Annotated in this window: 26 protein-coding genes; 9 read left to right on the top strand and 17 right to left on the bottom strand. The window is 65.6% G+C overall.

The window, feature by feature from the left end:
* From AWC07_RS11085 to ygfZ, 3 genes are all read right to left on the bottom strand, one after another.
* Positions 1–510 (bottom strand): PE family protein (locus tag AWC07_RS11085; protein WP_085105068.1); only part of this gene is annotated, 510 nt, incomplete at its 3' end.
* Between the two features lie 438 nt (positions 511–948).
* Positions 949–1,131: a DUF3073 domain-containing protein gene (locus tag AWC07_RS11080; RefSeq protein ID WP_036412827.1), complete on the bottom strand. Its 183-nt coding sequence runs from the start codon at positions 1,129–1,131 to the stop codon at positions 949–951.
* 156 nt (positions 1,132–1,287) lie between these two features.
* Positions 1,288–2,379 carry a CAF17-like 4Fe-4S cluster assembly/insertion protein YgfZ gene (gene ygfZ, locus AWC07_RS11075; protein ID WP_036412826.1) on the bottom strand — a complete coding sequence of 364 codons (1,092 nt, stop codon included), beginning with the start codon at positions 2,377–2,379 and terminating at the stop codon, positions 1,288–1,290.
* A gap of 230 nt (positions 2,380–2,609) precedes the next feature.
* Between ygfZ and AWC07_RS11070 the strand changes: the two genes are divergently transcribed.
* Entirely contained in the window at positions 2,610–3,524 is a 915-nt protein-coding gene (locus AWC07_RS11070) for an aminodeoxychorismate lyase (RefSeq protein ID WP_036412823.1), read from the top strand.
* Between the two features lie 242 nt (positions 3,525–3,766).
* On the opposite strand, the gene AWC07_RS11065 is transcribed toward AWC07_RS11070, so the two are convergent.
* From AWC07_RS11065 to lmeA, 8 genes are all read right to left on the bottom strand, one after another.
* Positions 3,767–5,266 carry a sensor domain-containing protein gene (locus AWC07_RS11065; protein ID WP_036412821.1) on the bottom strand — a complete coding sequence of 500 codons (1,500 nt, stop codon included), beginning with the start codon at positions 5,264–5,266 and terminating at the stop codon, positions 3,767–3,769.
* 109 nt (positions 5,267–5,375) lie between these two features.
* Positions 5,376–7,778 carry a hypothetical protein gene (locus AWC07_RS11060; RefSeq protein WP_051507964.1) on the bottom strand — a complete coding sequence of 801 codons (2,403 nt, stop codon included), beginning with the start codon at positions 7,776–7,778 and terminating at the stop codon, positions 5,376–5,378.
* 129 nt (positions 7,779–7,907) lie between these two features.
* On the bottom strand, positions 7,908–8,579 hold the full coding sequence (locus AWC07_RS11055) for a heme-binding beta-barrel domain-containing protein (RefSeq protein WP_036412818.1): 672 nt from the start codon (positions 8,577–8,579) through the stop codon (positions 7,908–7,910).
* A gap of 131 nt (positions 8,580–8,710) precedes the next feature.
* Positions 8,711–9,013 carry a DUF1416 domain-containing protein gene (locus tag AWC07_RS11050; RefSeq protein ID WP_023367979.1) on the bottom strand — a complete coding sequence of 101 codons (303 nt, stop codon included), beginning with the start codon at positions 9,011–9,013 and terminating at the stop codon, positions 8,711–8,713.
* 1 nt (position 9,014) lies between these two features.
* A complete protein-coding gene (locus AWC07_RS11045) occupies positions 9,015–9,857 on the bottom strand; it encodes a sulfurtransferase (protein ID WP_036412814.1) in 843 nt (280 codons plus the stop codon).
* Between the two features lie 39 nt (positions 9,858–9,896).
* Complete coding sequence (locus AWC07_RS11040) at positions 9,897–10,364, bottom strand: DUF4395 domain-containing protein (RefSeq protein WP_036412811.1); 468 nt, start codon at positions 10,362–10,364, stop codon at positions 9,897–9,899.
* 98 nt (positions 10,365–10,462) lie between these two features.
* Positions 10,463–10,669, bottom strand: a complete 207-nt coding sequence (locus AWC07_RS29790; RefSeq protein WP_099319089.1) for a putative leader peptide — start codon at positions 10,667–10,669, stop codon at positions 10,463–10,465.
* Positions 10,666–11,466 (bottom strand): mannan chain length control protein LmeA, encoded by an 801-nt coding sequence (gene lmeA / locus AWC07_RS11035; RefSeq protein WP_036412808.1) that lies wholly within the window; start codon positions 11,464–11,466, stop codon positions 10,666–10,668. The genes AWC07_RS29790 and lmeA overlap by 4 nt, the downstream gene beginning before the upstream one ends.
* 523 nt (positions 11,467–11,989) lie before the next feature.
* On the opposite strand from lmeA, the gene AWC07_RS11030 reads away from it, so the two are divergent.
* From AWC07_RS11030 to pstB, 7 genes are all read left to right on the top strand, one after another.
* A complete protein-coding gene (locus tag AWC07_RS11030; protein ID WP_036412806.1) occupies positions 11,990–12,169 on the top strand; it encodes a hypothetical protein in 180 nt (59 codons plus the stop codon).
* A 644-nt stretch (positions 12,170–12,813) separates the two neighbouring features.
* A complete protein-coding gene (locus AWC07_RS11025; RefSeq protein WP_036412804.1) occupies positions 12,814–13,578 on the top strand; it encodes a winged helix-turn-helix transcriptional regulator in 765 nt (254 codons plus the stop codon).
* Positions 13,575–14,519 carry a mycothiol synthase gene (gene mshD / locus AWC07_RS11020; protein WP_036412802.1) on the top strand — a complete coding sequence of 315 codons (945 nt, stop codon included), beginning with the start codon at positions 13,575–13,577 and terminating at the stop codon, positions 14,517–14,519. The genes AWC07_RS11025 and mshD overlap by 4 nt, the downstream gene beginning before the upstream one ends.
* A gap of 116 nt (positions 14,520–14,635) precedes the next feature.
* Positions 14,636–15,754, top strand: coding sequence for a phosphate ABC transporter substrate-binding protein PstS (gene pstS, locus AWC07_RS11015; RefSeq protein WP_036412800.1), 1,119 nt, complete (start codon positions 14,636–14,638; stop codon positions 15,752–15,754).
* A 58-nt stretch (positions 15,755–15,812) separates the two neighbouring features.
* A complete protein-coding gene (gene pstC / locus AWC07_RS11010) occupies positions 15,813–16,838 on the top strand; it encodes a phosphate ABC transporter permease subunit PstC (RefSeq protein WP_036412797.1) in 1,026 nt (341 codons plus the stop codon).
* Complete coding sequence (pstA, locus tag AWC07_RS11005; protein ID WP_036412795.1) at positions 16,835–17,749, top strand: phosphate ABC transporter permease PstA; 915 nt, start codon at positions 16,835–16,837, stop codon at positions 17,747–17,749. Before pstC ends, pstA begins: the two co-directional genes overlap by 4 nt.
* A gap of 13 nt (positions 17,750–17,762) precedes the next feature.
* The gene (gene pstB / locus AWC07_RS11000; protein WP_036412793.1) at positions 17,763–18,539 is read left to right on the top strand and encodes a phosphate ABC transporter ATP-binding protein PstB; all 777 of its coding nucleotides are present in this window, start codon (positions 17,763–17,765) and stop codon (positions 18,537–18,539) included.
* Positions 18,540–18,549: 10 nt separating this feature from the next.
* Here the strand turns inward: pstB and phoU are convergent, their stop codons facing one another.
* The 5 genes from phoU to AWC07_RS10975 all read right to left on the bottom strand — a co-directional run bounded on the left by phoU (position 18,550) and on the right by AWC07_RS10975 (position 24,551).
* A complete protein-coding gene (phoU, locus tag AWC07_RS10995) occupies positions 18,550–19,218 on the bottom strand; it encodes a phosphate signaling complex protein PhoU (RefSeq protein WP_036419432.1) in 669 nt (222 codons plus the stop codon).
* Between the two features lie 44 nt (positions 19,219–19,262).
* Entirely contained in the window at positions 19,263–21,425 is a 2,163-nt protein-coding gene (locus AWC07_RS10990; RefSeq protein ID WP_036419430.1) for an LCP family protein, read from the bottom strand.
* A gap of 152 nt (positions 21,426–21,577) precedes the next feature.
* A complete protein-coding gene (gene dusB / locus AWC07_RS10985; RefSeq protein ID WP_036419426.1) occupies positions 21,578–22,768 on the bottom strand; it encodes a tRNA dihydrouridine synthase DusB in 1,191 nt (396 codons plus the stop codon).
* A gap of 6 nt (positions 22,769–22,774) precedes the next feature.
* Positions 22,775–23,791 (bottom strand): acyl-ACP desaturase, encoded by a 1,017-nt coding sequence (locus AWC07_RS10980; RefSeq protein WP_036419423.1) that lies wholly within the window; start codon positions 23,789–23,791, stop codon positions 22,775–22,777.
* Between the two features lie 118 nt (positions 23,792–23,909).
* A complete protein-coding gene (locus AWC07_RS10975) occupies positions 23,910–24,551 on the bottom strand; it encodes a TetR/AcrR family transcriptional regulator (RefSeq protein ID WP_036419420.1) in 642 nt (213 codons plus the stop codon).
* Between the two features lie 75 nt (positions 24,552–24,626).
* Between AWC07_RS10975 and AWC07_RS10970 the strand changes: the two genes are divergently transcribed.
* Positions 24,627–25,676 (top strand): oxygenase MpaB family protein, encoded by a 1,050-nt coding sequence (locus AWC07_RS10970; RefSeq protein WP_036419417.1) that lies wholly within the window; start codon positions 24,627–24,629, stop codon positions 25,674–25,676.
* 8 nt (positions 25,677–25,684) lie between these two features.
* On the opposite strand, the gene AWC07_RS10965 is transcribed toward AWC07_RS10970, so the two are convergent.
* Entirely contained in the window at positions 25,685–25,897 is a 213-nt protein-coding gene (locus tag AWC07_RS10965) for a hypothetical protein (protein ID WP_036419415.1), read from the bottom strand.
* Between the last annotated feature and the right edge of the window lie 32 nt (positions 25,898–25,929).

The following is a 25,929-nucleotide window of genomic DNA, read 5'->3' as shown; positions in this document are numbered from 1 at the left end:
CCCACCAGCACCCCCAGCGCCTCCGTTGCCGATCAACCCCGCGGCCCCACCAGCACCACCGGCAACGCCCGCGATCGTGCTGGCACCACCATTGCCGCCGTTGCCATACAGCAAGCCCCCTGGCCCACCGGATTGACCCGGCGCGCCCGGTGTCCCATCACCAATGAGCGGACGCCCCAACAACGTGCGCGTCGGGGTGTTGACCGCATCGAGCACCAGCTGCTGCACATTGACCGCTTCAGCACCGCCATACCCATTTGCTGCGGCCACCAACGCCCGCACAAACTGCTGTTCGAAGACAGCAGCCTGGGCGCTGAGCGCCTGATAAGCCTGCCCGTGGTCGGCGAACAACGCCGCCACGGCCACCGACACCTCGTCGGCGGCAGCAGCCGCCACCGTCGTGGTCGCCCCCGCCACGGCCGCATCCGCAGCATCAACCGCCGATCCCACCCGAGCCAACGCCACCGCCGCCTCTACCATCCATACCGGTTGGGCCACCACAAACGACATTGCCCGCCTCCATTCGACGGCCACCACGCCGCAATCAGACGTCCCGAGTATGCCAGCACATAGTCACCCGGAATCCCCATTTCCTCGCAAGACTGCGTGTCTGTCGACCGGACTGCAAACGGCGATATCTGTTGATGCCCGCGTGCAGCTCAAAGATGATATTGAGCCGATTCTTATTGGCGTCGCGTGGCAAAAGATAGGGACAACAAACGGACAATGTCATTGCCGGAGGGACCGAAAGCAACACCACACGCAACCCCCGGTCCAGCAGTTCATAGGCGCACCCGCACCTCCAGTTGAGGTGGATCGCCCCCACCGATAGCTCACCGGAAAACGCGGCTGTGTCGCCAGGGATTCATACGCGCATTTGTGAAATATCAGCCCGACGGGCCGTACGGCCGCAGAACGGGGTGAAAACCGGGGCCCCTGGGTGCGCTTCTAGCGGCGCCAGCTGTCCTCGTCGGCCCACGAGTCGTCGGCGTCGTCGTGTACCTGGTCTGATGCATCGGCACTTGCTCCCGACAGCTCGCGCTGAAGCCGCTGGAAGTCGGTCTGCGGGGAGCTGTATTTGAGTTCTCGAGCAACCTTGGTCTGCTTTGCCTTTGCCCGGCCGCGGCCCATGGGGGAACCCCCTCGCGAAATAACGGAGCGGCCTACGAGTAGGCGGCTCCGATCTCTTAGTGTCGTTATTGTCCTGCCGACAGCTTACCGTGCCCGTGCGTGGGCGTGGGCATGCCCTGGCACCCAAGTCCCGGCAGCATGGCGGACATCACAGTCTCACCGAACACCGCGTCGTAATCGCTCGACGGCCAGCCGCCCGGCACCGACTTCGTCGGCAGGCGGCAAGGACTCGGCGTCGATCACCGCGGCGATGTCGGCATCGGGGCCGGTCGTCAGCTCGGTGTCGGCCGGCAGCCCCCGCTTGACCAAAGCCAAGGCGACGGGGCCGAGGTCGACATGCTCGACCACCGTTCCGACGCGTCCGACAGCGCGACCACCCGCCATCACCGCATCACCGGTGGACGGCCGATCCCCCGAGCCGTCCAGATGCAGCAGCACCAGCATCCGTGGCGGTTTGCCGAGGTTGTGCACCCGAGCGACCGTTTCTTGTCCGCGGTAGCAGCCCTTGTCCAGGTGTACGGCCCCTAGACCAGGCCCCCCGATCCAGCCCACTTCATGCGGAATCGTGCGTTCGTCGGTGTCGACGCCCAGCCGGGGGCGTTTGGCCGCCACGCGCTGCGCTTCATAGGTCCACACCCCGGCCGGACGGACACCCGCTTGTGTCAAGCGGTGCTGCCAGTCGGCGCAATCAGCGCGCGGCACCAGCATCTCCAGCGCGATTTGCCCGGCGGGAGCCGGCATCCGGCGCACGAATCCGCCGCCGGCGAGCGGGACCGCGGCCATTTCGGCCGGCAATGCATCCAAGCCCAACACATCCAGCACAGCTCGGTCGGACAACAGCGAGCCCAGCAGCGACAGCACCGCCAGGTCGGCGGCCTCAGGGGTGACGGCGGCCCAGAACACCATTTTTCGGAGATAACTCAACAGCGGTTCGCCCCGCCACGGTTCGGTGTCGAGGTAGGTGGTGTCAGCCAGCTCGGTTTGGATCCAGTGGTCTTCCACCCGGCCTTGTCCGTCCAGGCTGAGATTCTCGGTGCTGGCGCCCTCGGGCAGATCACTGACGTGCTGCGTGGAAATGCTGTGCAGCCAGGTCTGCCGGTCCTTGCCGGTCAAGGTGATGACGGCCCGATGGGAGCGGTCGACGAATACGGCCTCGGTTTCGGCCGCGCGCTGTTCACCCAACGGATCACCGTAATGCCAGATCGCGCCGGCGTCGGGTCCTGAATCGGGGGCTGGAACTGCGGTCACACGTCGACTCTACGGAAAACTCGACGCAGCGAACTCTTTGGAGCGGGCAGGCATGAACCCCCCGCTTGCGCGCGGCACTGCCGCGCTTGCGATCGGCGGTGGCATCTGGTGGCGACCCGCTGCGCGCGGCACTGCCGCGCTTGCGATCGGCGGTGGCATCTGGTGGCGACCCGCTTGCGCGCGGCACTGCCGCGCTTGCGATCGCCACGGGGCCATTAGGCTCCTGGGGCATGGCTGGGCAGACGGGCGTTGTCGTCACGCTCGACGGTGAAATCCTCGAGCCGGAGACGCCGTTGTTGCGGGCCGATGACCTCGCCGTGGTCCGGGGCGACGGCGTCTTCGAGACGTTGCTGGTGCGCGACGGTGCGGCCTGTCTGGTGGAGCCGCATCTGCAGCGGCTGACCCATTCGGCCCGACTGATGGATTTGCCAGAACCAGACCTCGCCGGCTGGCGGCACGCCATCAACCTGGCGACCCAGCGGTGGGTTGCCCACACCAGTGACGAGGGTGCGATGCGGCTGATCTACAGCCGCGGCCGGGAGAGCGGTCCCCCGCAAACCGAAGGTTCGCCCGCCACGCCGACGGCCTATGTGATGGTCAACCCCGTCCCCGACCGGGTCGGCGCGGTCCGGCGTTCCGGCCTCGCGGCGATCACCCTGGACCGCGGACTGCCGGCCGCCGGCGCCGACACAATGCCCTGGCTCATGGCCGGCGCCAAGACGCTCTCATACGCGGTCAACATGGCCGCCCTGCGTCACGCCGCCCGGCAGGGCGCCGGCGACGTCATCTTCGTCAGCACCGACGGCTACATCCTCGAAGGACCCCGCTCCACGGTGATAATCGCCACCGACGACGACGGCATGGCCGGCGGTAACCCCTGCCTGCTCACACCGCCGCCGTGGTATCCGATCCTGCGCGGCACCACCCAACAAGCACTCTTCCACGTCGCCCGGGCCAACGGCTACGACTGCGACTACCGAGCATTGCGAGTATCTGATCTGCTTGCCGCGCAAGGGGTTTGGCTGGTTTCGAGTATGACCCTGGCCGCTCGGGTGCACACCCTCAACGGCCGGCGACTACCCCCTGCCCCGATCGCCACAGCGTTCGCCGAACTGGTCGATGCGGCCATCGTCAGCGACCGCTGAAGACGCCAATTCTGTTGTCGGCAGCTCGAAGTGGGGGTACGGTCGGGCGTACACAAGGAAGGAGGTGGTCCGCGAAATTGATAGCTTCATGGACATGTGAGGTGGCTGCGCGCTAGCTGCCATGGCTCGGAAGAGCCGGCGTTCAACGCGCGCTGGCGAATCCCACGTAGCCACCCGGCCCCCGAGCTTCCGGTCTGTCCAACCGGAAATGCGCTCGGGGGCCGCTCCACATCTCGCCGGTGTTACTTCCCTTTGGTGCTCATCTGGTCCGCGATCTGGCCGGCTCCGTCAGCGATGTCCGTGCCGCAGGCCTCCACCTCGATGACCACATCGGATACCGCCTTCAGCACATGTTGGCAGGTCTTCCCGCTGCCGTCGGTCTCCGTGCGCACCTGGGTGATCTTCGGGGGAGCCCCGGTCACGTCGCCGAAGGTCCACTCGCTGCTCTTGCTCGAAGTGGTGAACTTGACGGTCTTGTTGGCGCAGGCCGCCCATTTGTCTGCGGACGCCTGCAGGAATGCACGAGCTTTCTCGGCAGAGGGGAATCCCACGGCGGCTTCGATCACCCGGTGCGCCGGGTTCTCGCCCTGGGTGTGCAGCACCTCGCTGTGCACGGCGGTCGGGTCATGGGGCCGATACATCGATTCCTGCAGCGGCTCGAAGGCTGCCAGGCATTCTGGATCTGACAGCGTGCCCTGCGGGCTGCGCAACTGGTCGCTGTGCGCGGCCGACACCATATTCTGGTCGCCGACGAGGTTCCCGATTTCCGCGGCGCCGAGGAGCATCGAGTCGATGCGGGTGGGCGCCGCCGCCGCAGTGGAGGTCGCCGGCTTGGCCGCCGGTTTGCGGTTGCCGCCCTGAGTGGCGAACACGGCGATCAACGCGACCGCGACGACGACGGCTAACACGGCCCCGCCGATGACGAGCAGCCGCTTGTTCGACTGGCCGTTGGCCCCGCTTGGCGCGGCTTGTGGCGATGACGGCCGAGACGGGGTGCTGGGTGCGGGCCCCGCCTCGGTTGCCGGCGCCGGACCCGCTTGCGGTTTGGCTTGCGGTGTTGACGACGCGCCGGCCGGACCCGCTTCGACGGCGCCGATTTCGCCGAGCACATTGTCGATTTCGGTGCGGGTGCGGTAGGTGACGTCGTGTCGCATCCGCAGCATGCGCAGCAGCTGGGCGATGTCGCTGCGAGCGCTGGGATCGTCGCCGTCCTCGTCGAGCCCGGATCGAAGCTCCACCAGCATTTGGAGCTGTTGCTGGGGGCTGAGCTCCTTTTCGGCGAGGGCGTCGCCAAGCCGCATCAGGTAGCCGAAAGGTACGGGTGGTTCCTCGGGCAGCGGCGACGGCAGCGGCGGCACCTTGTCACGAAGCGCGTGTATTGCCGTCACCAGTTGAATCCCGGCATCAACGGTCGGGTTCTGGTAGTTGATGATCTGCAACGTCGAAACGGGATTGACTCGCACACTGTCGACCGGCCCGACCTGTACCGGAAGGATCGGCCGTTGCAGAGCTTGCGCGTAGCGCAACTCCGCCTGACTGGGCTTGGACTGCAGCCAATGATTCGACAGCGCGACGATGAACACATCAGATGCGCGAATCTGCTCCAGGATCTTGTTCCACCAAGCGTCGCCGCCGCCCAGCTCTTGATCGAACCAAACTTGCTGCTGGGCACGCCGAAGCGCGGTCGTCAGGGCTTCCAGCGACGACCGGTCTTGGCTCGAGTAGCTGATAAATATGGCCATAGCAGTCTCCGATTGAGGGGGCGCAGGGAGCTAACACGGCGAATCCGTCAAGCGACGGTAGCGCATGGCATTGAGCACAGCAATCTGGCTTTGGCAAACGTACGCCGCATCATGACGCCGGTTGGCGCCGATGGGTACTACTACCCGGTCCCTCCGGGGCGTCCTCACCCGCCGGCGGACGAAGTTCGACGTAGCGGCGGGCGAACTCGTCCCCGGGAACCGGCCATTGCTCGCCGTCACTGCCGCGTACCACCCAGTCTCCGTCCGCGGCGGTCGTCGGCCCTTCCAGGGTGTTGATCGTCTCGCCCGCGTGCGCGGGCCGACCCTGCACCTGCCCCTTCCTGCGCCATTGTCCGTTGCCGACGTCCTCGTAGGTGGCCCGGAAGATGTCGTCGCGCACCGACCAGGTCTTTCCGTCGGCGTGGACGGCCCAGTCTCCCGCGGCCGCGCGCATGGTCTGTCCAGAATCCGACTTCCAGGTCCACGGGCTGGTTCGCTGCTCAGCGGTGACCGTCCCGACACGAGTGAAAGATCGCCACAGCGGGCGTGACCGGTAGCCCAGCTGGCGCAGACTCCACAGCGTGGCCGCCAGGCTGCGCACCGCGGCGTTGAGCAGATCGGGATTGCTTTCCACCTCCGACCAGTCGACCAGCTTGTCGTGGATCCGTCGGGAATCGTCGCGGGGGGTTCCGTACTTCCAGCCGTTGCGACGGTAGTAGCGACACCAGTCCTCGTGCTCGGCCTTGGCCATGCCCAGCGCCGAGTAGCGGTCGAAGCCCATCAGGGCAAGCTGTTCCAGCGGCGGCAGATCGGCCATGTCCCGGCCAGACAGCTGGGCCGGCGGGCAGCCCCAGGTGTTCCAGGTGTGTCCGGCGATCCGTTCGACCATCCACAGCGCATTGCGCACCTGGCGCCGGTTGGACCCGCGGTAGAACTCGTCGAGCTGGGCCCACGGCATCACCGCCGGGGATCTCGGCGCGTTCGGGTCGATGGTGGCGACATAGCGCTCGTGGATCAGCCTCGCCGCGCGTTCCCAGGCGTCCTGTACCTGACCCTGGCTGGTGTCCAGCGCCAGGCTGTAGGTCTGCAGCAGGCCGACGATCTGCGACGATTCGTCGGTGCCCCGGGCGTTGGGGTCCCAGGCGTAGACGGGCATCGCCGGCAGACGCGCGCCCAACCTGGTCCCGGTCGCCGCGGAATGGGTGTCGACCAGAATCACTGCGCACGTTGCCGGGTCGGCGTCACCGATCAGCCGCAGCAGAGTCGGTACCGTCGGAGCCTCGGGCACCGCGTCGATCGCGGGTCCGTCCGACAAGAAGCCGGCCTGCTGGCGATAGAACTGGTGGTCCTTGAGGTAGTCCTCGGCGTCTCGTTCCACCAGCGTGAGCGCCGGCAGGGGCGGCACCCCGGGCGGGGTGTAGAAGTCCCGTTCGAGGGCTCGCCGGGTCAGGTCGGCGCACAGTGCCAACGTCAATTGTGAAGTGCCGCAAATAAATACGCGTTGTATGTTGGGCGTTGCGATGATGCCGTCGAGGAGTCGGCCGGCGGTCACCTCGTAGCGGCCCACCACGTCGGCCGCCCATCTGGTGTCGGATCCGCCGAACTGCTGGGCCCGCCAAGCCTCGGCCAGCCACGGGTCGTCGATGCGAACGATGAGCGGCAACCGCTGCTTGTCGCCGATCTCGGCGAGCCGACGACCGATCAGGTCCAGCCACATCAGGTTGGTAGCCGGATCGGGCGACATCAGATAAAGCCGGCCGAGATGGCGCCACAGGCGCAGCGACACCAGGGTGGACGGGGCGTTGAGGTCGACCAGCACCACCCGGGCGCCAAGCCGGCGGACCCGCTGCACCCGGTCGTCGCCGGCGTTGGTGATCACCACCAGGGTGCTGCGCCGGTCCAGTGTCCGCGCGATCGCGCTGACCATCGATTCGGTGTCGCCGTCGACACCCACGATCGCGGTGACCGCGTCGGCGAGATTGGCCCGCAGCCGGTCCACCTGGGAGCGGAAGACGCCGACGACGACGCCGCCCAAGCCGGTGAAGATCGCCGACAGCGCCGCTATGCGGGCCAGTTCCAGGCCGACGGGTGTGGGATTGGGGCAAGTGCGCCCGCTGAGCGAGGTGTCCCCGGTGCTGCCTTTGACCAGTTGGGCGGTCCACATCAGCGGAGTGAAGACAGCCGGATGGTTGGCGTCATGACAACCCCAGTACGAAGTGAGGCCCAACACGGCGCTCATCGTGATGAGCAATGCAATCACGGTGAACGAAACACCCACCAGCCGGTGGCTGCTGTTTCCCCGGAAGTTCAGCACCGAGACCGCGATCAACACCGACACCACGACCGCGATGGTCGCCATCGATCCCGGGCGGCCGAACCAGCTCAGCCATGACGGCAGCACATCGAGAATCGCTGGTTGCAGCGCTACCGCGGCGAGATACCCGATCAACAGCACCCCGAGGACCGACACCACCCAGCGAGCCACCGGCGAGGGTGTCCTGCTACGCGCCATCCGCCGGCCCCTTTCATTCGCGAATCGGCTGCTCGGACGTCGAACAGTACACGCAGAACCAGCGGCCGAAGGCAACAAATCGGGGCCGTTTGCCTTCGGCGGGTCAGACCGGGCTCCCGGGAATCCAGGTCAGCCGATGAATCTGGACAAGCGCGCAGACAGATGCGGTACCAACCCGCCGTCGGCGTCTACCCGCTCCTCGACATAGGCGAGGTCGCCGCCTTCGACGATGCCGTAGAGCCGCTTGGCCCCGCCGACCAGTACGCCGGAGCGGCTCCGGGCCAACGCGTCGGTGACCAACTCCCAGGACGACTGGGTACGCGGGCGGCCGTAGAACAACTCGACGTAACCGGCGGAGTGCGCCAGTAGCAGCTCGATCGCTTGCGACTCGCTCGGGTCGTCGGGATCGCTGACAAATCGCCAGAAACCCGTCTCCCGTAAACCTGGTTCGAGGTACTCGCCGGTGTCGCTGAGGCGCCAGGACCGGGCTTCCCAATTCAAATAGTCTCCGCCGTCGTGGGAGACGACGACCTGCTGGCCGAAGCGGTAGTCCCCGTCGTGTGCGCGGCCCTCGCCTTCGCCGCGCCACACACCGACCAGCGGCAGCAGTGCCAGCAGTGCGTCGTGCAGGCTGGCGCCTTGGCGCAGGTTCGCGGTGTCGGCGGGTAGCGGCAAGTCATCGAAGGCGGGAATGTTGCGGGCCGCGGTCAGCTTGGCGCGTTCGGCGGCTTGAAAAATTCCAGCGACACCACGGTCGCCGGAGCCGGCGACCGGCCCGTTATGGCCGTCGTCTGAGGTCACGACTCGTCGGTGATCAGCCGATAGAGCGCATACAGCGCGAACCAGGAGATGACCACTGTCGCCAGGATCAGCATGATCTCGAAGAACAGCACCACGTGGATGAGTCTATCCGGGATCAGCCTGGCCGGCGGTCAGGCGATCTTGACGTCGACCTCGTGAATGCCCGCGCCCGACGGTCTGACCACCGCGTCACCGTTGCCGACTTTCGACAGCGCGCGCACCGTCCAGGAGCCCGGCGCGGCGAAGAACCGGAAGTCACCGGTGGCCGACGCGACCACCTCAGCCGTGAACTCGTCGGACGAGTCCAGCAGTCGGACGAAGGCGCCGCCCACGGCTTGGCCGTCACGGTCCACGACGCGGCCGGTGATCACTGTTTCCTTCTCCAGGTCGACACTGGCAGGCAGCGTCAGTCCTTGCTTCGGCGCAGTGCACATATCAGTTTCCCAACTCGATCGGGGCACCCACCAGGGAGCCGTATTCCGTCCAACTGCCGTCGTAGTTCTTGACGTTCTTGTGCCCGAGCAGTTCGTGCAAGACGAACCAGGTATGCGAGGACCGCTCCCCGATTCGGCAGTACGCGATCGTTTCTTTCGCGCCGTCCAGGCCGGCATCGGCGTACAACTGGGCCAGCTGCTCGTCGGACTTGAAGGTGCCGTCCTCGTTGGCGGCCTTGCTCCACGGCACGTTGATCGCCCCGGGAACATGGCCGGGCCGCTGGCTCTGTTCCTGCGGCAAATGCGCCGGCGCCAGGATCTTCCCGGAGAATTCGTCGGGGGATCGCACGTCGACCAGGTTCTTGACGCCGATGGCCGCGATCACCTCGTCGCGGAATGCGCGGATCGTGTTGTCCGGCGGGGCCGCGCTGTAGGAGGTCGCGGGCCTGGCGACCGCGTCGGTGGACAGCGGCCGGCCGTCGAGTTCCCACTTCTTGCGGCCGCCGTCGAGGAGCTTGACCTTCTCGTGGCCGTACAGCTTGAAATACCAGTAGGCGTAGGCGGCGAACCAGTTGTTGTTGCCGCCGTAGAGGATTACGGTGTCGTCGTTGGCGATGCCGCGGTCGCTGAGCAATTTCGAGAATTGCTGGGCGTCGACGAAGTCGCGCTTGACGGGGTCCTGCAGATCGATGCGCCAGTCCAGCTTGATTGCGCCGGGGATGTGGCCGTCGTCGTATGCGCTGGTGTCCTCATCGACTTCGACAAAGACGACGTTGGCCGCTTCCGGATTGCTGAGATTGCTCTCAGCCCAGTCGGCAGAGACCAGGACGTCGGAGCGTGCCATGGTGTGGATCCTTTCGATTTGCGTCAGATAAACAAGCAGTTAGGCGGGAAGGGCACGGCGCCGCAGGCGGGCAAGCAGCGGGTAAAGCTGGCAGCCCAGACAGATGCCGTAGGCCGCGTTCAGGAAGGCGGCCCCCAGTGCGAACGACGTCGCAACGACGCCCACCACGACAGGGCCCACAGCGAAGCCGGTGATGCCGCAGATCGCGAATACAAATCCGACCAGTTGGGCAAACTTCAGCGGTGGCACCGGTTCTCGTTCTCGCACCGGTCCCAGGCGGGGCGACACAAACGTCGAGAACAGCTGCCCATAGGGATGCCGGCGAGGCCCGAATGCGGCTCCGACAGCGAACACGACGGCCTGGATGCTCAAGGCGACTGCGGCAGCTGCCGGGTTGACGGCGGAGATGATCAGGACGAGCCCCAGCACCCCCGTCGTCAGCCACGCGCCGAATCGCGGCCCGCGGACGTCCACACCCACTTGGGCGGGGATGGTATTACTCGACACGAATTACTCCTAGATACGCCGATTGCACGGAAAAGTGGGAGATACGCCGCGGTGGGTCTCCGAGGCTGCTCCGAGCGCTGCGCGGACGACGCGGCTACTCAGCAGCTACAGCAACAGCAACAACAACAGCCCGTGATGCGGCACAGATCAACTGCGCGTCGCTTGGTGAGCTTGAGCTCGAGGCGGGCTGACACGTCGGTCAGCTTACCCAATGACGCAGTGATCAAGCCAACAGTGTCGTCGGGCGATCTGCGGAGCAGGGGCGCCGGCGTTGGGCTGCCGTGGGGCGTCGATCCGGTGATCATGACTGCCTGAATCCGGTGAGCGCAACGGTCACGTCGTAGATGATGCCTTCGATGATGACGTCCGACCCGCGTGCGCCCACGGTGTTCGGCGCGACCCCGAACGGCAGCTTCTGGTTGGGCAGCCTGCTACTGAAGGCGTGCAGTACCGCCTCCCGCTTGTCGTCCGGAACGGTCTGGTCCGCGGTGTCGGGGCCGGTCACCACCCGTGTCGGCGTGATCACCAAGGTCTCCTGGCTGTGGGGATCGATGGACAGATCCACCGCGACGCTGACCCGACGATCGAAGCCGGCTGACTTCGGTGTTCCGCTGAAAACGAGCCCACGACTGCCCGATATGCCCGATTCGGTGGTGCCGCCGGTGGCGTCATTGCTCTCCTGGGGAGGCGCCTGCACCATCAGATCGGCCATTCCCAGGTAGCGGCCCAGGTGCATGGAGTCGATGATGATGCGGCTTTCCAGCTCGTGCACTGACAACCTCGCGTCGGGCTGTATCAGCCAGGATGCGTGAGACAGATCGATGGAGTGCATGGTGGCTTCGAGCGTGGCGGTGCCCACCGTCGAGTGCTCGATGGCGTACGCCTTGATCTCCAGCTCGCCGTAGCGATCTCGCAGCGCTTGCGGGATGAACGGAAAGCCGAGGATGGCGACGAAGGGATCAGAGCTCAGGTTGGCTGCTTTGCGCACGCTGGTCGAGAGCCGATATTCGGCGTAAATGCTGGCGCCGAAGTCGACGCCGACAGCGCCGAGGACGACGACGGCCACTGCGGCGACACCGATCAGCACCTTGCGCATCCGCATATTGTGGCCTATCGCCCCGGCGCTATCCGATCGTCTGGCCGAGCTTAGGGGCGTCGCCGTCCCTGGCGTCTGATGGCCAACCGCATCTGGAGTTGCCGATGTTGTCCCTTTGGCCGCGATCTCGATATTGACCCGCTGGCGGCAGGCGCGAATTTGCGGTTGAACCCGCGTGCCGCGCCGGGGTTTCCCGGTACCGCCGACGCAGCGGTCACATCAGCCCCTGGATCCGCTGGTACCCGATGTGCCCGGCTTGGAGCGACAACCGCCGACGCGTGCTCGGCTGCGCGAGTGCTGTCGCTGTGAGCGGCCGTGGGGCCGCGCCCCGGTGTGGAGAGACGGAAATCGCGTGCTGGTGCGGTTGCGTCGAGTGTGCGTTGGGGGGTGTGTCCCGAACGTGGAAGGGAGTTCGATGTAGGTAGAGCTTTCCGAAGCGGTGCTGTGCAGGAGATGAAGGATTGTCGGCCCTTCGGGGTCGCCCTGCGGGGGGTGGCTTCAAACCGTCACATGCTGCAGGAGCGGTGACGTGACTGTGGTGAGCGATGTGGAGAAGATCAACGCCTACCTGATGCGTTGGGTCCGCAACAAATATCGGCGGTATCGGAGCCGCGGTGCATTCCAGCAGGCCTGGCAGCGGGTCACCACACAGTACCCGCGCTTCCTCGCGCACTGGCAATGGACCACCACCGTCCCCGCCGTCTGGTGATCAAGATGACAAGAGCCGGATAATCGAGAGGTTCACGTCTGGATCTGTGGGAGCCGGAGGGTGCAATCCCCTCCGGCCACCCGACCGCCGAGTGTGCGTTGGCGGCGCCGACTGTGCCGTCAGGGCGGTCTGAGGCCGAAACTCCCGCCCTACATACACAGTCAAAGCCGCCACTGCACACTCGATGCGGCGGCATAACAGCAGACTCGGTGAGCACGTGCGACATCCCCCGAACGCCTGCCATCACAAGGGTTTGAGCGAAGGTACGGTATCGGCAGGCCGTAAACAGGGCCAACGACATCATTGACCAGCAGCATTCGTGGACACCTTGCATTTTCGCTGGGCACAACGCATATCCCCTGGCTGCTGGGGCAAAAGGGGCGAATGTGACATGACACGGCGTCCGGGGCCAATTGCGCCGGCCTTGTCGTCAGGTCGTGGGTCTGCTTTGCCCGGCTTCTCGGCAGGCAGTGCCTGCCTCGTCACCGGGCCGATGTCGATTGCCCGGCTTCTCGGCAGGCGGCGCCTGCCTCGTCACCGGGCCGAAGACCAGGTGGCAGGTTATCGTTAGACGATCTGGCCGCTAAAGTTCACCGGTTGCGCTGAATCAGGGAGATGCCTTCCCCCGACGCTGGAGGGGATCGTTGGAATTACTACTACTGACCGCGGAGCTGTATCCCGACCCAGTCCTGCCGTCGCTGTCGCTGCTTCCGCATAACGTGCGGACGGCCCCGCCGGAGGCTTCGTCGCTTCTGGAGGCCGGTAACGCGGATGCGGTGCTTGTCGACGCGCGCAACGACCTGTCGGCCGCGCGCGGTCTGTGCCGTCTGCTGAGCACCGCGGGCCGGTCCGCGCCGGTATTGGCCGTGGTGACCGAGGGTGGGCTGGTGGCAGTCAGCGCTGACTGGGGGCTGGACGAGATCCTGCTTCCCAGTACCGGGCCGGCCGAGATCGACGCCCGACTGCGCCTGGTGGTCGGCCGGCGGGGCGGTCTATCCGACCAGGAAGGCGTGGGCAAGGTCAGCCTGGGGGAGCTGGTGATCGACGAAGGCACCTACACCGCGCGCCTGCGCGGCCGACCGCTCGACCTCACCTACAAGGAATTCGAACTACTGAAATACCTCGCCCAACATGCCGGACGGGTCTTCACGCGTGCGCAGCTACTCCACGAGGTATGGGGATACGACTTCTTCGGCGGCACCCGCACGGTCGATGTGCACGTTCGGCGATTGCGCGCCAAACTCGGGCCCGAGCATGAAGCCCTGATCGGCACCGTCCGCAACGTTGGTTACAAGGCGGTGCGGCCCGCGCGGGGCCGAACCGCAGTCGCCCAGCCCGACGACGAAGGATCAGGGCCCGATCCCGCAGATTTCCAGGACCCGCTGGTCGACCCACTGCGCAGTCAGTGACGCACGGGGAGTGGCGCTCGGCGCTGGCTGCCGATCAGCAGCAGGAAGTACGCGAAATAATCTCGGCGGCAACGGAATTCGACGGTGTGGCGCCGGTGGGCGAGCAGGTGCTGCGAGAATTGGGACAGCGGCGCACGCACCATCTGGTGGCCAATGATTCTCGAGCGGGCAACGCGATCGTCGGCTATCTCAATCTCAGCCCGGCGCGCGGTGCCGATTCCGCGATGGCTGAGTTGGTCGTGCACCCGCAAGCGCGGCGTCGCGGTGTCGGCACCGCCCTGGCGCGCGCCGCGCTGACAAAAACTCGTGGGAAAAACCAATTCTGGGCGCACGGCACCCTGGAAGCTGCCCGGGCCACGGCCGCCGCGCTGGGTCTGGCCCCGGTGCGTGAACTGGTGCAGATGCGCCGCTCGTTGCGCGATATCCCCGAACCGACAATCCCCGACGGACTGCGGATCCGCAGCTACGCCGGCCGGACCGATGACGCCGAGCTGCTTCGGGTCAACAACGCCGCGTTCTCATACCACCCGGAACAAGGTGGCTGGACCCAACTACAGCTGGCCGAGCGGCGCCGCGAACCATGGTTTGATCCGGCAGGCCTCTTCCTGGCGTTCGACGCTTCCCCAGGCCACGAGGCCAGGCTGCTGGGTTTCCACTGGACCAAGATTCACCACGACCAGCCTGGCCTTGGCGAGGTCTACGTTCTCGGTGTCGATCCGGCAGCGCAAGGGCGTGGACTGGGCAACGCGCTGACGTTGATCGGTCTCAGCTCGTTGGCGCGGCGGCTGGCCGGCGTGACGCCTGGCCAAGAACCCACCGTGATGCTGTATGTCGAGTCGGACAACGTCGCGGCCATGCGGACCTATCACAGCCTGGGGTTTGTCACCCATAGCGTCGACACGGCCTACGCGCTGGCCGGTCCAGATCCGGCACCCGCCTGACGATCGCCAACCGGCAAGTTCCGGCACGACGCATAGTTAGTGGTTGACTTGGCAATTCGTCCTGAAGACGGCCGTGCAGCGCCGCAATCGTCGAATGCATTCAGGGAGCGAGATCGATGAGGCTCGACACGGTGGGCAGGGCATTAGCGGCGGCGATGATCACCGCGTGCGGCGGGACCCTCACCGCATGCGGCAGCGATCAAAACCTCGGTGGTTCCTCGGCGAATGGGTCCGGAGCACCTGCGGGCCGGGCCGACTGCAGCGGCCGAGATGCGCTGACGGCCGAGGGATCGACTGCCCAGCAGAATGCCATGGCGTTGTTCAACCAGGTATGGGGCCAGGCGTGTCCGGGCAAGAAAGTGTCCTACAACCCGACCGGGTCAGGCGCTGGTCGCGAGCAGTTCATCGCCGGTCACGTCGACTTCGCGGGATCGGACTCGCCCCTGGTCGCCGAACAGATCGGTCCGGCGGCCAACCGCTGCAAAGGAAACCCGGCCTGGGACCTGCCGCTGGTATTCGGGCCAATTGCGTTGGTGTACAACCTCGCTGAGGTAAAGACCCTGGTCCTCGACGCTGATGCGATGGCCAAGATCTTCAGCGGCTCCATCCGGACGTGGAACGACCCGATGCTTGCAGCCCTCAATCCTGGGGTGGCACTTCCTAATACAAAGATCATCCCGGTCTACCGGAAGGATTCGTCGGGAACCACGGACAACTTTCAGAACTATCTGACCGCCGCCGCGCCACAAAGCTGGAGCCGCGGTGTCGGCGGCGAGTTTCACGGCGGTGTCGGGGAAGGTGTCGAAAGAACGGCCGGGGTGATCCAAGCCGTACAGGCCACGCCAGGTTCGATCGGTTATGTCGAGAAAGGTTTCGCTGACCGCGCCGGTATACCGTTCGCCCAGATCGACAACGGCATCAGCGTCGTACCGCTCACCGAGGAAACAGCTCGCAAGGCCATCGACTCCGTCACGTTCGCGGCCAGCGGAAACGACCTCGTTCTGGAGCTGAATTCGATCTTCGCCACCCAGGACCCGGGCGCCTATCCATTGGTACTGGCCACCTACGAGATTGTGTGCTCAAACGGATACGAGCCCGCCACCGCTGCCGCGATCAAGGCGTTTCTCACCACTGCCGTCAACAACGGTCAGACCGGCCTTCCGTCGGCCGGCTACGTTCCGGTTCCAGATAGAGTGAAAGAACGCCTGGTCACCGCCATAAACGCCCTCCAGTGACTGCTTGACCACGGACGACGCTGATGGAAGACGAGCCAACAGGATCGACGGGATCGCAGTGACAGTGCCCAACCCAGCCGAGGCGGGTGCGATCGTCGCCGCGCCTTTTCCCGAGCCGCCGGCCACGTCCATCAACCCTTGGGGCAACGGCAAACCCAGTCTTGGAGACCGGCTGTTTCGTCGGCTGTCGCAGGGTTCCGGCGTCCTGATCATCGTTCTGATCGCCGCGATCGGCGGGTTTCTGCTGTGGCACGCGATACCGGCACTGGCGCGCAACAAAGAAAACTTCCTGACCTACGGCGGAACCTGGAAGACCGCCGACCCGTCGGCGATGCACTTCGGAATCCTCGATCTATTGCGAGTGACCACGTTCGTATCGCTGTTCGCCCTGGTGCTGGCCATGCCCGTCGCGCTGGGCGTCGCTATCTTCCTGACGCAGTATGCGCCGCGACGGTCCGCCACGGCGCTGGCCCACCTGGTCGATCTGCTGGCCGCGGTGCCGTCGATCATCTACGGCGTGTGGGGTTTGCACGTGCTCGCGCCACGCCTGCGACCGGTCGCGACCTGGCTCAACCACACCTTGGGTCACTGTTTCCTGTTCGCCGGCGGCAATACGTCAATTGGAGGCGGGGGCAACGTGTTCACCGGCGGCATCGTCCTGGCGGTGATGATCCTGCCGATCATCACCGCGGTCACGCGCGAAGTGTTCGCCCAGACCCCGCACGGTCAGATAGAGGCGGCGCTGGCGCTCGGCGCCACCCGTTGGGAGGTCGTCACGACGACAGTGTTGCCGTTCGGACGATCCGGATACATCAGCGGCGCGATGCTGGGCCTGGGACGGGCGCTGGGGGAAACGGTCGCGCTGTTGATCATCTTGCGCGGTACCCAGCGAGCCTTCGGCTGGTCGCTGTTCGATGGCGGTTCGACCTTCGCCACCAAGATCGCCGCCGCCGCATCGGGTCTCGACAATCCCTACCAAGCCGGTGCCTACCTGGCTGCGGGACTGATGCTTTACCTGCTCACCTTCGTGGTGAACGCCGCCGCACGCACGGCCCTGGCCGGAGCGGGAAGGGCCACCCGATGACCTCGATGCTGGACCGGCCCGTCAAAGCGCGCGCATTGCCCGCGCTTGCCCGGCACCGTCGAGTCACCAACAACGTGGCCGCCGTGCTGGTGACGCTGTCGATGGCGATCGCGTTGACGCCCTTGGCGTGGGTACTGTGCTCGGTGCTGGTCAACGGCCTCCGGACAGTCATGTCGAGCACCTGGTGGACGCATTCACAGGCCGGGATGACGTCGTTGAAAGTCGGCGGTGGTGCCTGCCATGCGATCGTCGGCACGGTGTTGCAGGGTCTGGTGTGTGCGGCGATATCCATACCGATCGGGGTCCTGGTGGCCATCTATCTGGTCGAATACGGCGGCGCCAGCGCGCTGCGCAGGGTGGTCTCCTTCATGGTGGACATCCTGACCGGCGTGCCGTCGATCGTGGCGGCCCTGTTCATCTATGCGCTGTGGGTCGCGGTCCTGGGCTTGCCCCGCTCCCAGCTCGCGGTGTCACTGGCGCTGGTGTTGTTGATGCTGCCGGTGATCGTGCGGTCGACCGAAGAGATGCTGCGCATCGTCCCGGTAGATCTGCGTGAGGCCAGTTACGCGCTGGGAGCGCCCAAGTGGAAGACCATCGCCAAGATCGTGATCCCGACCGGGTTGTCGGGCATCGTGACCGGCATCCTGCTGGCCTTGGCCAGGGTGATGGGCGAGACGGCGCCGCTGCTGATCCTGGTCAGTTATGCACAGATAATGAACTTCAACATATTCAGCGGGTTCATGGGGTCGCTGCCGGGCATGATGTATGACCAGGTGACGACAGGCGCCGGCATCAGCCCGGTCCCCACAGAGCGGCTGTGGGGCGCCGCGCTGACGCTGATGTTGCTGATCGCGATGATCAATATCGGCGCCAGGGTGGTCGCCGCCATCCTCGTCCCCAAGAAGTCGTAGGCAGGAGCACTCAGTGGCCAAGCGGTTGGACCTCAAGGATGTCAACATCTACTACGGATCGTTTCAGGCCGTCGCCGATGTGTCCTTGTCGATTCTGCCTCGCAGCGTGACCGCATTCATCGGCCCGTCGGGGTGCGGCAAAACCACGGTGCTGCGCACGCTGAATCGGATGCACGAGGTGGTCCCCGGCGGGCGCGTCGAGGGCACCGTGTTGCTCGACGACGAAAACATCTACGGGCCGGGCATCGACCCGGTCGGGGTGCGGCGGGCGATCGGGATGGTTTTCCAGCGGCCCAACCCGTTCCCCGCGATGTCGATTCGCGACAACGTGGTCGCTGGTCTGAAGTTGCAGGGTGTGCGCAACCGCAAGGTGCTCGACGAAACCGCCGAATATTCGCTGCGCGGCGCCAACTTATGGGATGAGGTCAAAGAGCGGCTGGATAAACCCGGGGGCGGATTATCCGGTGGGCAGCAACAGCGGTTGTGTATTGCGCGGGCCATCGCGGTGCAGCCCGACGTGTTGCTGATGGATGAGCCATGCTCGGCGCTGGATCCGATCTCCACGATGGCGATCGAAGATTTGATCAGTGAATTGAAGCAGGACTACACGATCGTCATCGTCACGCACAACATGCAGCAGGCCGCCCGGGTGAGCGATCAGACGGCGTTCTTCAATCTGGAGGCCGTAGGCAAGCCGGGCCGCCTCATCGAGATCGATGACACCGAGAAGATCTTCTCCAACCCGAGCCAGAAATCCACCGAGGACTACATCTCCGGCCGATTCGGCTAGCGCGGACGAATTACCGCGCGTGTGGCGTCGTCTCGTCTTCGGGGAACTTGCCGGTTGCCTGGAAGATCACGCGTCGTGCCACTTCGACGGCGTGGTCGGCGAAGCGTTCGTAGAAGCGGCCCAGCAGCGTCACGTCGACCGCCGCTGCCACGCCGTGCTTCCATTCCCGGTCCATCAGCACGCTGAACAAGTGCCGGTGCAGATCGTCCATCGCGTCATCTTCTTCGCGGATCCGGGCCGCTTTCTCCGGATCGCGGGACAACACGACCTCCTGCGCGCTGTTGCCCAATTCAACTGCGACTCTGCCCATTTCGGCAAAATACCCCTTGACCTCTTCGGGTAACGCATGCTGCGGATGCCGCCGACGGGCGATCTTGGCGACGTGCAGGGCAAGTGCGCCCATCCGGTCGATATCGGCCACCATCTGGATCGCGCTCACGATCGCCCGGAGATCACCGGCGACCGGGGCCTGCAGGGCCAGCAGGACGAACGCGCTTTCCTCGGCCCGGGCGCTCAGCGTTGCGATCTTTTCGTGGCCGGAGATCACCTGTTCGGCCAACACCAGATCGGCCTGCAGCAAGGCCTGGGTTGCCCGCTCCATGGCGATGCCTGCCAGCCCGCACATCTCACCGAGCCGCTCGGACAATTCCGAGAGTTGCTCGTGGTAAGCGGTTCGCATGTGGTAAAGCCTACGTTCTCGATGCCGGATACGCCGTGAAGCGCTTACTCGCAGGTGGTGTCGGCAGCGTTGGTCACCGTCAGATCCTCGGGCAGCTTGGTCGGCGGGGCGCTGGTGTTGCGGCTGATCTGCACGCTGACCGACGAGCCGCTGGGCGGCGGGGTGGACACCGAACTGAAATCCGGGCCGAGGACTACCTGAACCACGTGACCGATCCCGGTGACCCGCTCGACTTTTGAATTGCCGAAAGCCGCGGCCACGGTTGCCGCAGCCTGCTCATTGCCCGGGGAAAAGAACACCGTGGTGGCCCTCAACGAACTCGGGTAGTCGTCCGGTGTCATCACGTTGAAGCCGTTTCGCTTGAGCTGGTTGGCTGCGGTGGTGGCCAGGCCGGCGGTGGTGGTGCCGTTGGAGACCTGCACCGTGATTTCTTGCGGCGACGTGGTGATCACCTGTTCGCGCTGGACTTCGCCGGTGGTGTTGGGCGGGGGCGACTTCTTCGTCGTGGTCGGCGCCGTCGTCGGCGAGTTCCCCAGTGTCTGCGCGTTGTGGTCGTTCTCCAGGGGCAGCGGATCGTCGTTGATGACGGCGGCGAACAGCGCTTTCATGTCGGCCGTCCGTGGCGGCTCGTCGCCGTTCTGGTCCGTCACGCCGGTGGGCACGGTGACGAACGTGACGTGGCCGGCCGCCATGTGCTGCAACGACTGGCCCAGCTGCACTAGGTCTTTGGTCTTGACGTTGTCGACGTAGCTGTTGCCGATGAACATGTTGACGACGTTGTTGAGCTTGTTGAGGTTCATCAATGTGTCCTCGGAGATCAGCGAACGCAGCAGCGACGACAAGAACAATTGCTGACGTTTGATGCGACCGTAGTCGCCGTTGCTCTCGGTGGTGACTTGGCGGGCTCGCACGTAGTTCAGGGCGGTCGGCCCGTCGATGACCTGACGTCCGGCGTGTTCGAGCACCGTGCCCAATTCGTAGTCGTGCAGCGCAGTGGTGCTGCACACCTCGACGCCGCCGAGGGCTTCGACCATCCGCGCGAAACCGACGAAGTCGATGGCGATGAAGCGGTTGATGCTCAGGCCGGACAGCTTCTGGATGACCTTCACCAGGCACTTCGGGCCGCCAAAAGAAAACGCCGAGTTCAGCTTCGTCTCGGTGTAGACCATCCGGGAACCCCATGTCCCCTTCTTCTCGTCGTAGATGGGCCCGTACTTGCCGGTGTCGGGGTTCCATGCCTCGCACTGGATGGGGGTGATCGCCAGGTCGCGGGGAAACGACACCGCCACCACTCGCTTCCGGTTCGCCGGGATGTTGACCAGCATCACGGTGTCCGACCGGGCACCGCCGGCGTCCTCGGTGTCACCGGCGCCGATCTCGGAATTCGCGCCGGCGCGCGAGTCCATGCCGACGATCAGGAAGTTTTCGTCGCCGTACTGCCCATTGGGGTCGACGATGTCTCCGGAGTTCGGGTCGAGCGCGCTTACCGTGTTCAGCCGCTCGTTTTTGGATGCGCTCCACTGCCACGCCCCGCCGGTCAGGACCAGCGCCAGGACGGCGAACATGGCCGCCAGTGACCGCCCGGCCAGCAGCACCGGGCGCCGGCGCGAACGCGGTTTCGTCGCTCGGTTCTGCCGGCGTTTCGGGGTCTTTGAGCGCTTGACGACAGGCGCCCGCGCCGACCCGGCCGATTCACCCTCGGGCGGCTCGGCTGGGGAAGTTTCCGGTGCGAAGCCGGCCGACCCGAGGTCGGGCAGCTCGGAGAGAAGTTCTGATGAGTAGGCCGGAGTGGGGATGACCTGGGTGTCCAGCTGGTCCGCGTCGTCGTCGGCGACCTCCACGTCCATCTGTGATGGTTCCGATGGCTCCGCGATGGGATCGGGGTCCGGCGCACCGTGGCGATGAGTCGGACGGGCGGGCGCAGGTGCGCCGAGTTTGGCGATCAGGTCGGCGACGCTGACTCCGCCATTGACGTGACAGCCGACCTGTGCGGGCTCTGCGTGGTCCGGGCCGTGATGTCCGCGCGCAGCGTCGGATGACACCCCCGACCAGCGGAGCAAGCTGTCCTCGGGCGGCGGCGCGAAGAACCGCTCCCACGGCGCGGCGCCTGGTGTCGCGGGCGGGTTTAGGGTGACCCGTTGGGCGTCGTTGCGGGAGCCGGACACGCGCCGAAGGTCAGGAGTGGCGTCTTTGTCGCCGTCACTCATGTCCTATCGGCCTCCGAAAAATATGATCCGGACATCAGGGTTGTCCGTGCGCACACATCGGCGCAGCGCCGAGTCGATTGGCGCCGCGCCATGCATAAAGCCCACATCGTACTGACTTGTGGTCGCGGACGCGATCTCGGAAGAGTTTCGGTTCAACCACCAGAATGCATGACGTCGGCTCCGTCGGGCACTCGGCAGTCGTCGGCGTCGTCCAGCCAACCGTCGGGAAGGGCCACCCGGGCGGGTGAGCCCTGCCGGCCCCGCGGGCCGTTGCCGGCACTCGGGAACGGGACACTGCCGTCCAACCGGTTCAGCAGGTCGTCGAGTTCGCTCAAGGTTTTGACCAGCGCCAACGCTCGCCGGATGTCTGATCTGGCCGGGAACCCATGCAGGTACCAGGCGATGTGCTTACGGATATCGCGCATGCCCTTGTCCTCACCGAAGTGTGCCGCCAGTAGCGCGCCGTGCCGGCGGATGACGTCGGCGACCTCACCCAGCGTGGGCGGGGCCGGGGTCGGGCGACCGGTAAAGGCGGCCGACAACTCGGCGAACAGCCACGGCCGGCCCAGGCAACCGCGGCCGATCACCACGCCGTCACACCCGGTGCTAGCCATCATGGCCAGCGCGTCGCTGGCGTCGTAGATGTCCCCGTTGCCCAGCACCGGAATGGTCGTGACCTGCTGCTTGAGCCGGGTGATCTGGTCCCAGTCTGCGGTTCCGGAGTAACGTTGCGCGGCCGTCCGGGCGTGCAGGGCGACCGCGGCGGCGCCTTCGGCTTCCGCGATGCGGCCGGCGTCAAGATGGGTGGGGTGGGCGTCGTCGATGCCGATCCGGAACTTGACGGTCACGGGTATCCCGGTGTCCTCGGTGGCGCGCACGGCCGCAGCGACGATTCGGCCGAACAGCCGTCGCTTGAACGGCAGGGCCGCGCCGCCGCCGCGCTTGGTCACCTTGGGTACCGGGCAGCCGAAATTCATATCAATGTGGTCGGCCAGGCCTTCGTTGGCGATCATCCGCGCGGCCGCGTAGGTGGTGTCCGGGTCGACGGTGTACAGCTGCAGCGAGCGGGGCGATTCGTCCGGGGCGAATGTCGTCATGTGCATGGTGACCGGATGCCGTTCTACCAGCGCGCGGGCGGTCACCATTTCGCAGACGTAGAGTCCACTGATCGTGCCGACCCTCGACCGTTCTCGTGGCGATCGCAAGGGCGGCGGAGCCGCACGCAGCGGGTCGCTACGCATCGAACCGAAGTCACGGCACAGGGTGCGGAACGCAACGTTCGTCACACCGGCCATCGGCGCCAGCACAACCGGGCTGGCAAGCTCGATCGAGCCGATGCGCAATGGCCGCTACCGCCCGGTCATCTTCAGCGTGCCCTTGGTGGTGAGCACCTTCCTGGCGGTGATGCGCTCATCCATGCGGGCCTGGCGCGCGAGGTAGCGCTGCTTGGACGCCTCGAACTTGTCGCACTCCGCCTCGAGCTCTTCCATCAGCTTGGCGAGGTCGTCGCGCATCCGGGCGGCCTCGCCGGTGAAGTCGTCCCGCTCGAAGATGCGCCATTTCTTCAGCACCGGCTTGACCACCTCGTCGAGGTGAATGCGAATGTCGTAGACGCCGCCGACGGCGATGATGACGGCCTTGCGGCGGAACTCGGGCACCAGGAAGCCGGGCATTTTGAAGTGCCGCAGAATCAGGTGCAGCGACTTCATCGCCTGGTTGGGCGCCAGGTCAAACGCTGCCTCGCTGACGTCGCGATAGAAGATCATGTGCAGGTTCTCATCGGCGGAGATCCTGGCCATCAGCTGGTCGGCCACCGGGTCGTTGCAGGCCTTACCGGTATTGCGATGCGAAACCCGGGTTGCCAGCTCCTGGAAACTCACGTAGATGACGGAGTCGGTGACGCTCTCGGCGAAATACTCGCCCTGGTGGTTCTGGCCCGGGCTGAAGCCCCGGTTGACCACCTCAAGGCGAAGCTTCTCCAGCTCCACGGGGTCGACCGATCGGGTCACTACCAGGTAGTCGCGCAGCGCGATACCGTGCCGGTTCTCCTCGGCGGTCCAGCGGTTGACCCACTGTCCCCAGGCGCCGTCCATGCCCATGTTCATCGCGATCTCGCGGTGGTAGGACGGCAGATTGTCCTCGGTGACCAGGTTCTGAACCATAGCCACCTGGGCGACGTCGGAAAGCTTGCTCTCATCGGGGTCCCAGTCCTGGCCGCCGAGGGCATAGAAATTCTTCCCGTCCGACCACGGGATGTAGTCGTGCGGGTTCCAGGCTTTATGCATGGACAGGTGCCGGTTCAAGTATTGCTCGACGACCGGTTCGAGTTCGTGCAGCAGCTGTAAGTCGGTCAGCTGGGCTGACATAGTCCCTCCGGTTATCTGTGTCGATGGGTTGCACTCAATATATCTGTGTCGACCGGTATCAACAAGTTTGCCCGCCGCGCGGTGAGTCACGATTGTGACTGTTGTGACTGTGGCGACGTCATTCGCGAGGCCGCGCCGCGGCGGGGTGCCCGGCTTCGTGGCCGAGTCGGTGCGGCACATGGCTGGCCGCCGCATTGAGCAGCATGTCGACGCAGTAGTCGATGAATTGCTGGCGGGTGGCCCCTAGTTGGCCATTCAGGTACGCGGTAAACAGGCCGGTCAGAGCGCCGATCAAGCTGGTGGCGACCAGTTTCTGCACAACCGGATCGACAATGCGGGAGAGCTTTCGCTGCAGCAGCTCGATGAAGTTGGGCATCCACTCCGCGCCGGAGCGGGTCAGTACCGGTTCCACCGTCGGCGCCAACAGCAGCACCCGCCCGCGCACCGGATCATCGACCATCAGGGCGACGAATCGCTCCACCGCTTCCTGGGCGGTATGGGCCGACATGAGCGTGGCCATGGCCCGGGTGCAGACGTCGTCGTACACTGCGCGCACGAAGTGCTCACGGTCGGTGAAGCTTTCATAGAAGTAACGCTCGGTCAGAGCCGCCTTGCGGCAGACCGCACGGACGGTCAGCGCCGGCCCGTCCTTCTCGCCGAGCAGTTGCACGCCGGCGGCGATCAGATTTTCCCGACGTACGGCGTGGCGATCTTCCAGCGGGACGCCGGTCCAGCGGCCTCGTTTTTGACCGGCCTGCACATCGCTCCTAAACTTCAAGTGACAACGCGTGTAGTCAGAATTGCTGACGTCGCCCTAACCACCGGGAAAGCACCAGTGACTCAAGATACGTCTGCTTCGTGCCCGCTGACCAGCGCTAAGCTGCAACCCTCGAGGGGCGCCGCTGCCGGTGCGGCGCCGAACGACTCGGTAGCCGCCGGTTGCCCGGTTTCACCGCTGGGTTACGACGCGCCACCTGTGCCGCTCGGCCCGGATTCGCTGACCTGGCGATACTTTGGCGACTGGCGCGGCATGCTGCAGGGTCCGTGGGCCGGGTCCATGCAGAATATGCATCCCCAGCTGGGGGCGGCGGTCGAGGAGCACTCGACGTTCTTTCGGGAACGCTGGCCGCGGCTGTTGCGGTCGTTGTACCCGATCGGCGGCGTGGTTTTCGACGGCGACCGGGCTCCGGTCACCGGCGCCGAGGTGCGCGACTACCACGTGGACATCAAGGGCGTCGACGCGGCGGGGCGCCGCTACCACGCATTGAACCCGGACGTCTTCTATTGGGCGCATGCCACGTTCTTCGTCGGGACCCTGCACGTCGCCGAGCGGTTCTGCGGCGGCCTGACCGAGGCGCAGCAGCGTCAGCTTTTCGACGAACACGTCCAGTGGTATCGGATGTACGGCATGAGCATGCGGCCGGTGCCGGCGTCCTGGGAGGAATTTCAGGTCTACTGGGACCACATGTGCCGCAACGTGCTGGAGAACAACTTTGCGGCGAGGGCCGTGCTGGATTTGACCGAGTTGCCCAAACCCCCCTTCGCCCAATGGGTCCCGGACCCGTTGTGGGCCCTGCAGCGCAGGCTGTTGGCGCCGTTCTTCGTCTGGCTCACGGTCGGCCTCTACGACGCGCCGGTGCGCGAACTGATGGGCTACCAGTGGTCGCGCCGGGACGAATGGCTACACCGGCGCTTCGGCGACTTCGTCCGTCTGGTCTTCGCCTTCGTGCCGCCCCGGTACCGGAAGCACCCGCGGGCGCGGGCCGGCTGGGACCGGGCCCGCGGACGGATCCCGGCCGACACCCCGCTGGTGCATACTCCGGCGCGCAACCTGCCGCCACTGGACGAGCGCGACAACCCCGCGCATTACTGCCCCAAGGTCTGACCCGCGCCTCAGCTGTGCGCGTGGCTGTGCACCTCTTCAACGCCTTCGAGGCCGCGCTGATGGACGTGCTCGTGGGTGTGCTGGGTCCCGTCGTCGTGTGAGTGCGGGTGCTCGTGGGCGACGTGCTCGTGCTCGTGGCTGGTGTGGGAGTGGCTGTGGATCATGTCGCCGTGCTGGTGTTCGTGCGTGTGCGGCGTGTCATGGGTGTGGGTGGCTACCATATTTCTTATCTCCTCAATGTCATTGTGGGGCT

It is taken from the genome of Mycobacterium gastri (genome assembly GCF_002102175.1).
Lineage (GTDB): Bacteria > Actinomycetota > Actinomycetes > Mycobacteriales > Mycobacteriaceae > Mycobacterium > Mycobacterium gastri.
This window is presented reverse-complemented; position numbering and strand designations above follow the sequence as displayed.

Excerpts from the sequence above, each read along its gene's own strand:
- AWC07_RS11080 (WP_036412827.1), bottom strand. The coding sequence starts at position 1,131 with ATGGGCCGCGGCCGGGCAAAGGCAAAGCAGACCAAGGTTGCTCGAGAA.
- AWC07_RS10965 (WP_036419415.1), bottom strand. The coding sequence starts at position 25,897 with ATGGTAGCCACCCACACCCATGACACGCCGCACACGCACGAACACCAG.
- phoU (WP_036419432.1), bottom strand. The coding sequence starts at position 19,218 with ATGCGAACCGCTTACCACGAGCAACTCTCGGAATTGTCCGAGCGGCTC.
- AWC07_RS11060 (WP_051507964.1), bottom strand. The coding sequence starts at position 7,778 with ATGGCGCGTAGCAGGACACCCTCGCCGGTGGCTCGCTGGGTGGTGTCG.
- AWC07_RS10990 (WP_036419430.1), bottom strand. The coding sequence starts at position 21,425 with ATGAGTGACGGCGACAAAGACGCCACTCCTGACCTTCGGCGCGTGTCC.
- pstS (WP_036412800.1), top strand. The coding sequence starts at position 14,636 with ATGAGGCTCGACACGGTGGGCAGGGCATTAGCGGCGGCGATGATCACC.
- AWC07_RS11045 (WP_036412814.1), bottom strand. The coding sequence starts at position 9,857 with ATGGCACGCTCCGACGTCCTGGTCTCTGCCGACTGGGCTGAGAGCAAT.
- AWC07_RS11070 (WP_036412823.1), top strand. The coding sequence starts at position 2,610 with ATGGCTGGGCAGACGGGCGTTGTCGTCACGCTCGACGGTGAAATCCTC.
- AWC07_RS11065 (WP_036412821.1), bottom strand. The coding sequence starts at position 5,266 with ATGGCCATATTTATCAGCTACTCGAGCCAAGACCGGTCGTCGCTGGAA.
- AWC07_RS29790 (WP_099319089.1), bottom strand. The coding sequence starts at position 10,669 with ATGATCACCGGATCGACGCCCCACGGCAGCCCAACGCCGGCGCCCCTG.
- pstA (WP_036412795.1), top strand. The coding sequence starts at position 16,835 with ATGACCTCGATGCTGGACCGGCCCGTCAAAGCGCGCGCATTGCCCGCG.
- AWC07_RS10980 (WP_036419423.1), bottom strand. The coding sequence starts at position 23,791 with ATGTCAGCCCAGCTGACCGACTTACAGCTGCTGCACGAACTCGAACCG.
- lmeA (WP_036412808.1), bottom strand. The coding sequence starts at position 11,466 with ATGCGGATGCGCAAGGTGCTGATCGGTGTCGCCGCAGTGGCCGTCGTC.
- AWC07_RS11050 (WP_023367979.1), bottom strand. The coding sequence starts at position 9,013 with ATGTGCACTGCGCCGAAGCAAGGACTGACGCTGCCTGCCAGTGTCGAC.